Raw genomic sequence first — 8,730 nt, 5'->3', positions numbered from 1 at the left:
TGCGTGAAAAGCCCAACGAACAGCTTGGTCAACAGCTGTCTCCAATGAGTCATGCGCAGCGGGCCGCGTGCCGGGAGCGTGGGCATCATGGGTGACCTCCAGATCAGCGGCCCCGACCGATTACGGGATTTCTGGCTTGCGACGGAATGTTTCTCCGTCCATACGGCCATTATTTCGTATGAGTGGGTCGATGGCGAGTGCGAGAACCAGGTTGTGGATAACGCTTTGTTTTCCACCGTGCGGCCAGCTGACGGTGACACGCTTGACAGGCCAAACGACAAACTGAGCTCACCAGTCCGCCGGGCTGGCCTCCCAGCGTTGTGCGTCGATGGGCACGCCATCCCCTGCCACTCGGACCGGACCGGACGGACCGGACGGACCGGACTGGACCGGACGGCTGGACTCGGCGGGTACAGCTTCAGTGGCTTCAGTTTCAGTGGCTTCAGTGGGTACAGTCGCAGATCCAGTAGGCACAGTTACAGCGGCGCCAGTCCCCTGCCCGCGCCCGCTATGACCGGCACGACCCCCAACGCAAGGAACGCGGGCAGGAAGCACAGCCCGAGTGGCGCCACCGCGGTGACTCCTGCCCGGCGTGCGGCGGCCAGGGCATGTTCCTGGTGGTGCGCCCGAGTCTGGTCCGCGAGCCGTGCGAGAGTGGCGGCCAGCCGGGCGCCCGAGTCCTCGGTTCGGGCCAGCGCCCGTGCGAAGGTCGCGATCTCGCGTACCGCCGTGGTGATTTCCGGCGCGCGTATGGCGGCCCACCAGTCCATCGGGGGTCGTTCTCCGAGGCCGGGCTCGAGTAGCCGGCGACAGGCTTCGTCGATGGGCGCGCCCAGTCGCAAAGCACGCCCGACAAGGCTCAGTTCCGCACCGAGCGGCCCGGTGACCGCGTCGGCAACGGTCTCCAGAGCTGTCACGACGGGCGCACCGGCCGTTAGACACGCCGCAATGAGATCGAGGGCCAGTGGAAGATCATCAGCAAGGCGTTCGTAGCGGCGTCGTGAGTGGTTGTCCGGCCTGCCAGCCAGTAGACGGACCGCAGCTACCCCGAGGACGAGTCCGATCAGTACGCCCGCGGGGCCGTTGAATACGACGAGAGGACCGAGAGCAGCCGCTATCCCGAACGTGATCCGTTGAAGCCGCGACCGGCCCGTCGTTCGTTGTGGCTCGCTGTGTGGATGGTTGTCAATCCAATGATCGTTGGATGTTGAGTAGCTGATCACTGGCATGTGTTCAGTGATCAGCTGTCCGTTCGGTGCCGTGCCGGCATGGGATGGCTGCGCAAGTGAGCGCGTCCGGCGCTGGACGCGCTCACCCAGCGTCGTCGTCCCGGTCAGCCAGGACGCCGCCGCCATGCTTGCCGCCGCGGCGGCAAGCATGGCCCACTGCGGAGGTGGGTTCACGACGCTTCCGCCGTCATTGGTCGGGCGCCGTAACGGTTTTGGTCGCTCCCCGCGTGTGCGCCAGCCTGTTCGGTGAGTCGGTTGATCCATGCCAGGCCGGCGAGGTCGAGCGCGATACCGATCGCGAGACAGGCGGTTCCGGCGGGGGTGTGGAGCAGAACGTCCAAAGGGGAGGCGCCGATGAGCACGCCCAGGCCGATCCCGGCGAGAGGCAGCGATGCGACGAGCCGTCCTGATGCCCGTGGCCCGGCGAGCGCCGCTGACACCTCGCCGTCTTTCTCGCGCTCGTCCCGGATAACCGTGGCCAGTCTGTTCGCCATCGGAGCCAACGGGATACCGGCGATCTGGCTCACCCGCCATGCGGCCGCAAGCTGGCGTAGCGTCGCTGCTTCGCAGCATGCCAGCATGGTCGCGGGGTCTGCCCGGTGCGCAAGGCCAGTACGCAGGGCCAGTGAGTCGCTTACGCGGGTGCGGGTGTCCCGCGGGTACCGGGGCAGGAGCGGCCGGCCGGCATCGGCATCGTCGCGACCGAGGTCTTCGACGGCTGTACGCAGCGCGTCGGACGGGTTCCGGCCCGCCTCAAGCTCGGTGGCGAGGGCCCACAGGATCTCCTGTGCGTCCGCGCGTTGGGCGTTGCGCCAGCGCCGTATCGCGGCGCGCTGTCGGGCACGGTGGGCCGTCACGGTACCGATGATGGTGATGCAGGCCGCTGCCAGCCCGAAACATGTGCCAATGACAGCTACCACAAATGCCCATATCAACCATATTGACCATATTGCCAGCGGTGGTCGGAAACGGGCGGACGGCGGTTTCGGCGGACCACTCAGCTCGCCGGCTGTGCTGGTCCGCTCGGTCACCGGCGTCGCCGCCCGAACCCGTGGCGGACGCCGTCCGATCGGCCCTGAGGCGAGTGCCGCGGCAGCGGCCGAGCAGGCGGTGGCCAGCGCCAGCATCAGCATCGCGGGCTGCCGGGGTCGCCGCGAAGCACACCAAGACGTGGGCCGCCGCGCTTGGCTAGCAGCTGGTCAAGGACACGTGCGCCTGCCTCGGCCACGACCACGCTGGCCGTCGTCCCAGGTTCGGGATCCATCGACGTTGCGTGCCAGCGGCGTAGGCGCAGGGCGGCCAGTACGCGGACAGGCCCGCTCTGATCGCGGTGTAACACGCTGATTTCGGTCAGCCTGCGTGTCCCGTCGCGATCTCTGCTGATATGGACGACAGCCTGTACGGCCGAGGCAAGCTGGCTGTGCAGGGCCGCGCGGTCCAGTCCGGCAAGCGCGGCGAGGGCCTCCAGGCGCGGTGGGAGGTCCACTGCGCTATTGGCGTGTACGCTGCTGAAGCTGCCCTCATGGCCGGTGTTAAGCGCAATGAGGAGATCCACGACTTCGGCCCCGCGAACCTCGCCGACGACGATTCGGTCAGGCCGCATCCGTAGCGCTTGACGAACCAGATCGCGCAGGTCGATTCCGCCGGCACCCTCGATGTTGGGCGGGCGGGATTCCAGCCGTACGACGTGCGCCAGACCGACGACGAGTTCGGCGGTGTCCTCCACGATCACGACACGTTCGTCCGGGCCGACCCGGCCCAAGAGCGCGGCCAACACGGTGGTCTTTCCTGACCCCGTCCCGCCCGTGATCAGGGTTGTCATACGGGTGCGGACGAGCGCGTCCAACACCTCCACCATAGCGGGCTGTATTGTCCCGATCTCCACAAGATCATTTAGTGTGAAGGGCCGCCGCCGGGGGATTCGCAGCGACAGGCAGGTCCCTGTTACCGAGATCGGGGCGAGGACCGCATGCAGACGGGTGCCGTCACCAAGTCTCGCGTCCGCGAACGGCGTCGCCGCGTCAAGGCGTCGCCCGGTTGCCGCGGCCAACCGGACCGCGAGGCGGCGCACCGCGTCATCGTCGGCGAAGGTGATGGCGGACCGCTGGAGACCAGCGCCTCGGTCCACCCAGACCTCGCCGGGTCCGTTGACAAGAACGTCCGTTATGGACGGGTCCGCGAGCAGTGGCTCGAGCGGGCCCGCACCCATCAGTTCTGACCGCAGTGACCGATGCAGCGCGAGGGAGTCGTTACCGGCAGGTCCGGTCTCCGCCCGGACCGCCACGGCGATTCGCGAGGATGTCAGTGTTGCGTCCGCGTCCACGAGCCTGCGCCGGATCCCGGCCAGGAGCGCCTCATCGGGGCGTGGTCCCGTGGTTGCGCCGCCGGTGGCCGCGGTGGCTGGTACGCCCGCTGCGGGCTGTGGGTGAGCGCGCTCGGTCCGTTCGACCGCGATGGCGCCAGACGGATGGCGCGGTGTCGCCCCCGCGGCCGGACCCCCGCCCGGATAACCGCTCATACAGCCACGTCCGTACGGGCAAAGCCGAGTTCATCGAGGATCCGTCCGCTGACCCGGGCAAGTGGGCTTCGGCGTCGGCTACCCGGTGGTTCTCCCCGTTCCAGCCCGGTGGCGAGCCCCGATTCGTGCCGAAGCACCCCGGCGACCGGCAGCGCGAGCGCGTCCGCGACGGTGCCGGCAGCCAACCGGGCCGGGCCGGGGAGGCGCACGACAATTCGGACGTCCGCGCAGTGCCGGTTTGCGGTACCGCAGATCCGGCCGGCAGCGGCGATCGCACGGACCTCAGCCGGCACGACTACAATGATCATTGTAGCCATCTGCATCGCAATAGCCGCGGCCTGGTCAGGAGACCGGGGAAGGTCGACAACGAGCACGTCATTGCCGCGCCGGGTGCTGGCCAACATCGAGGTCATCAGGACCGGTGGAATCGCGCTCGGGCTGATTCTGTCCCAGGACAGTACGGCGAGCTCCCCGAGGGACGGCAGCGAATCGGTCAGCATGCGGCGAGGCGCCCGCCCGCGGGCGTCCGCGAGATCCGGCCAGCGCGCGCCTGGCCGGTTCTCGATCCCCAGAGCAAGGTCGATCCCACCGCCGAGCGGGTCGGCGTCCACCAGCACCGTTTGAAGATCTCGGCGCAGGGCGGCCAGAGTCAGCGCGATCGCGAGGCTGGTAGCCCCGGCGCCACCCCGTCCACCGATCACGCCTACCACGGTGGCGCGGCGCTGGTCCGGTTCGGCGGCGGCCGCGAAAACGTCCACAAGCCATTCCTCCGCGTCCGGCAGAAAAGCCACGTGCTCGGCGCCGAGACGCACGGCTGCCTCCCACACGCCGCCGTCGTCGAGATCGGCGCTCAGCAGCACCACGCCTGGCCGCCGTTGCAGCCCAGCGACCACGCACGACGTCACCCGGTCGCTGCCGACGACGACAAGCGGGGCGTTGTTCCAGTATCTGCGGGCAAGATGGGCATCGACGACCGCGTCCACGGTGACGCCGGCGGCTGCGGCGAGCCGGATGATGTCGTCGAGCAGTTGTGGATCATCGGTTATGGCAAGCGGCCGGAGGCTCGGGTCAGCTCCGGGCGCCGCGTGGGTGAGATCGGGCGGTGCGGATGTCATGGCAAGGCCCTTCCGTCGTCAGGAATGGGGACGGACGCCCACCATGACCTATGTGGCGCCTGTGGATGTTTTTCCCTCCACAGGCGGCACATATGGTCTAATAAAGGTTTAAGCCGATTTGAGGAAGTGGCCAACGCGGCGTGGCCAACGCCGCCTGGCTGACTGGCGTGGCTGACCGAGGGACGGCTCCCGTTTGGGGGGCGTCGCGGGAGCCGTCCGTGGGATCTCGCGGTCAGCCGCCAGGGATCCCACGATTGCCGGACAGTGGCGTGGTAAGCTCGCTCGGCCCGTTGTGCGTACCCTCTCAACCGGTGGCCAAACCGCCCGGCCACCGCAGCGTTGTCCTGACCTGATCGGTGCTATCTCAGTCGGCCCGGGCGATGGCTTCGCAGATGGCGAGGGACTCGCGGGCACCCAGCTCCACGGCTCGGGCATAGTGAATGACCCATGCGCCGACGCCGTGGGTATCCGCCCCCAGGTAGGCGTGCACCGCATCGGCGTAGGCCTTGGCGTGGGTGTTGGCGTAGGTACGGTGACCGTCGATCCGCCCGGCTTCGATGTGCCCGACGTCGGTCGCGGTCACGGCTTTGGGATCGAGGCCGCGGCTGATCAGTACCAGTCGTCCAGCCGCCCGGGCGATGATCCCGTCGAAGCCGCCGAACGGGCGGATGGCCAGCAGCTCACCTTCCACGACCGCCGCAACGATGATCGCCGGAGCTGCGGTCCGGGCCATCAACAACTCGGTGAGCCCGTCCAGGCGCGCGGTGGCTTCGGCGGGCGTGGGCGCTGGGCCGAGCCCGAGAGGGCCCACCGGGCCGGCGGGGCCGCCCGGGCCCCCCAGCGGGTCGTTCATGGCTGCCGACGCGGCTCCTGGGGCTGGCCAGGTCGCTACTCGTGGGCGGCCGAGATCGGCGTCCGCGATGAGCCCACGCGCGACAAGCACATGCATGCGGGCGAGCGCCTGGCGGGGCGCCTGCTCCCAGGTATCACGCAGCGTCCCCAGCTCCGCGTAGAGCCGGACCGCGCCCAGCGCGGCCCTGAAAGAGTCGCTGCCGCCGGCGGCTGTCGCCGGTCGAAGATCGTGACCGAGGTGTGCGCGGAGGTCGTCCAGCGCGATGTCGTGACCGTCCAGCGCCGCGGATGCGCGCGCGGTGCGCAGGGAGGCCTCGGCGGTCACCCTGGCGCTGTCGCGGCGCATGACCCGATGCCGCAGCAAGGTGTCCACAGAGGTTCGGGCAGCGGCGACCGCGTCGGTGACACCTGGCAGGGTGGCGAGGCGGGCAAGGGGGTCCGACCCGACTACAGCGGTCATTGTCCGTACGCTACAGCCCGCCCGCACCACAGATGGGCAGCTGGGCATCCCGCGGGCGCGGCGAATCTCCGCCGCCGCGGGAGGAGTCATGATCGAATCTGCTGTGGCCGACGCGGCGGCTCCGGCGTTCCCGAGTACCTCGGGAACGTCTGACGGCCGTTCCGCAACTGGACGAACGTAGCGCCGCCGTGGTCCGTTTGTCCTGCGGTGGCGTCCGAAGGCCTGGGCGAAACTGCCCGGAGCGGCCAGGCGCGCGCATCACAGCGCGTCTGGCCGGCGGGCCGGCTCTGGACACGGCAGACTGCGCAAGAGGCGTCCGCGGCGGGTGATACAGGATTGTCGCACCGTACTCAGTCAAATGATCGTTTGTTTCGCGCCGGCCGGGGCCCGAGAGCGGTATGAAGGTGGGGGAGCTGGATGTGAGGGAGGCATAGGCCGCCGAGGCGGTCGCAACACCCGCGCGGAACACCCACGCACGAGCGTTGCGGATGTGTTGGCTGTTGCCGATCGGGCACCATCTGGTGACCTGGACGGTATCGGCCGTTGCCTCGTGTCGCGGTGCGCGCGACCAGCAGCCACTCCGGCGCGGGACAACCCGTGCCCGCTGGCCAACGGTACGCGATCAGGAATCGTTTCGCGCGCCCGAGGCCCACGGGCCACCAGAAGGAGGAGCAACGGTGTCGACTCCAACGCAGGACCGCTCGGCCGGCCGAGACGCGACACTCGGTGAACTTGTCGCGGTCGCGGCGCGAGACCTGTCACTACTCGTCCGACAGGAGATCGATCTCGCGAAAGCGGAGCTTTCGAAGCAGGCTATGTCTGCCGCGCTTGGCGTCGGGTTCCTGGTGGCTGCCGCGGGCCTCGGCCTCGGCGCTCTGATCGCGGTCACGATCGGGTTCGGAGAGCTGTTCACCTGGGCCGGCGTGGAGCGGTTCTGGGCGTACTTCCTGACCACGCTGCTCTATCTGGTCGTCGCCGGGATGCTGGCTCTGTTCGGGGCAACGCGGTTGAAGAAGGTTTCGCCACCCGAGCGCACCTTGCGGACGGTCAAGGAGGACATCGCGTGGCTGAAGCATCCGACGACAGTCGCGGGTGGTGCGGCAAACCACTCCAACGGACACGTGCCGGGCAGCGCGCGGAACTCGGTCTCCAGCCACTGAGAGCGTGTGTGAGATCGGGCTTTCGATCAGTGAGCCGCGTCCAGGCGCCCCCTGGCAAGGCGGCAGGCCGAAGCGATACCGGATGAGTTGTATCGGTGTGGCCGACAACGCAGCCAGGGGGCGTCTGGTCGCGGCGAGCCGGAATGACGATCTCAAACACGCTCTGAGAGCCTGGTTTGGATTTTCTGTACAGGTTCTGAGGCTCCGTGGATCTCCGCCGGAGATCCACGGAGATCCACAGAGATCCAGCGAGGCAGCATCGGGGCACCCATAGCCCGTTGCGGGCTCGGGGGACGCATCGGCGGAACGCCGGGGTGGGTGGATCAGAGCGCTGTGGGCGGGCCGGGCAGGCAGGCGGGCACGGATCGACCAGGTCGCCGGTCTGTCATCCTGAGACACGATGGAGGCCACTGTTCCAGAGATCAGCACCGTCCTTGTGGACGGTCCGTGGCAGCATCGTGACATATCTGCCAATGGCACTCGCCTGCACGTGGTCGAGTCTGGCGATGGTCCGCTCGTGTTGTTGCTACATGGTTTCCCACAGTTCTGGTGGGCCTGGCGCCACCAGCTGACCGGTATCGCCGCGGCCGGATACCGGGTGGTGGCTGCGGACCTGCGTGGATACGGCGCCAGCGACAAGCCGCCACGCGGGTATGACGTGTTCACCCTGTCCGATGATGTTGCCGGTCTGGTCCGGGCGCTCGGTGAGCGGGACGCGGTGATTGTCGGGCACGACTGGGGTGGTGTGGCGGGGTGGGCGACGGCGGCGCTTTTTCCGCGGCTGGTACGCGGTCTTGTCGTGCTGGCAATGCCCCATCCCCTGCGGGTCCGGCACGAGATGGTGGCGAGCCCGCGCGGGCAGGGTCTCTCGGCCCGCCATCTGATCGCCTTCCAGCTGCCGTGGCGTCCGGAGCGGCAGCTGGTCGCCGATGACGCGGCAGATGTAGGGCGGCTGTTGCGGTTGTGGGGCGGTCCTGGTTATCCAGCTGTTGAGGTGGAACACCGCTATCGCGAGGCGATCCGGATCCCTGGGGTTGCGCATAGTTCCCTGGAGTATCACCGGTGGGCTTTCCGATCGCTGTTCCGGCCGGACGGTGCTCGGTTCGCGGCGGCTCTGCGCCGGCAGCCGGTGACCGCGCCGACGTTGCAGCTGCACGGCCGTCTTGACCGGTGCATGCTGGCCTCGACCGCGCAGGGCTCCGGGCGTTACGTCAGCGGTCCCTATACCTGGAAGCTGCTGGACGGGGTGGGGCACTTCCTCCCGGAGGAGGCACCGGACATCATCACCAAAGAGATCGTCAGCTGGCTCGCGTGCTGACCCGTGTTTCGAAAACCGCCTGTCTGGTTTGTTGTGTTCGGGCGGTCTTTGGTTGTGCTCCCGGGGCCACACTGATAC

At 68.4% G+C, this 8,730-nt stretch carries 7 protein-coding genes; 2 read left to right on the top strand and 5 right to left on the bottom strand.

Translation table 11 applies throughout. The features are described 5' to 3' along the window. Positions 1-476: 476 nt before the first annotated feature. From MJ777_RS21065 to MJ777_RS21045, 5 genes are all read right to left on the bottom strand, one after another. On the bottom strand, positions 477-1,403 hold the full coding sequence (locus MJ777_RS21065; RefSeq protein WP_239377551.1) for a type II secretion system F family protein: 927 nt from the start codon (positions 1,401-1,403) through the stop codon (positions 477-479). Next, a complete protein-coding gene (locus MJ777_RS21060; protein WP_239377550.1) occupies positions 1,400-2,362 on the bottom strand; it encodes a type II secretion system F family protein in 963 nt (320 codons plus the stop codon). Before MJ777_RS21060 ends, MJ777_RS21065 begins: the two co-directional genes overlap by 4 nt. Next, on the bottom strand, positions 2,356-3,747 hold the full coding sequence (locus MJ777_RS21055) for a TadA family conjugal transfer-associated ATPase (protein WP_239377549.1): 1,392 nt from the start codon (positions 3,745-3,747) through the stop codon (positions 2,356-2,358). Before MJ777_RS21055 ends, MJ777_RS21060 begins: the two co-directional genes overlap by 7 nt. Beyond that, positions 3,744-4,862: a septum site-determining protein Ssd gene (ssd, locus tag MJ777_RS21050; RefSeq protein ID WP_239309060.1), complete on the bottom strand. Its 1,119-nt coding sequence runs from the start codon at positions 4,860-4,862 to the stop codon at positions 3,744-3,746. The genes MJ777_RS21055 and ssd overlap by 4 nt, the downstream gene beginning before the upstream one ends. 364 nt (positions 4,863-5,226) lie before the next feature. Beyond that, positions 5,227-6,174 carry a hypothetical protein gene (locus MJ777_RS21045; protein WP_239377548.1) on the bottom strand — a complete coding sequence of 316 codons (948 nt, stop codon included), beginning with the start codon at positions 6,172-6,174 and terminating at the stop codon, positions 5,227-5,229. A gap of 677 nt (positions 6,175-6,851) precedes the next feature. Here MJ777_RS21045 and MJ777_RS21040 point away from each other — a divergent pair. Together MJ777_RS21040 and MJ777_RS21035 are read left to right on the top strand one after the other, a co-directional pair. Next, positions 6,852-7,334: a phage holin family protein gene (locus MJ777_RS21040; protein ID WP_239309064.1), complete on the top strand. Its 483-nt coding sequence runs from the start codon at positions 6,852-6,854 to the stop codon at positions 7,332-7,334. Positions 7,335-7,734: 400 nt separating this feature from the next. Then, positions 7,735-8,652, top strand: coding sequence for an alpha/beta fold hydrolase (locus MJ777_RS21035; protein ID WP_239309066.1), 918 nt, complete (start codon positions 7,735-7,737; stop codon positions 8,650-8,652). The last annotated feature ends 78 nt before the right edge of the window (positions 8,653-8,730 follow it).

This window comes from Protofrankia sp. Cj5 (assembly GCF_917627405.1).
In the GTDB taxonomy this organism is placed as follows: domain Bacteria; phylum Actinomycetota; class Actinomycetes; order Frankiales; family Frankiaceae; genus Protofrankia.
Note: the sequence above shows the minus strand (reverse complement) of the source record. Positions and strands in the feature narration are given on the sequence as shown.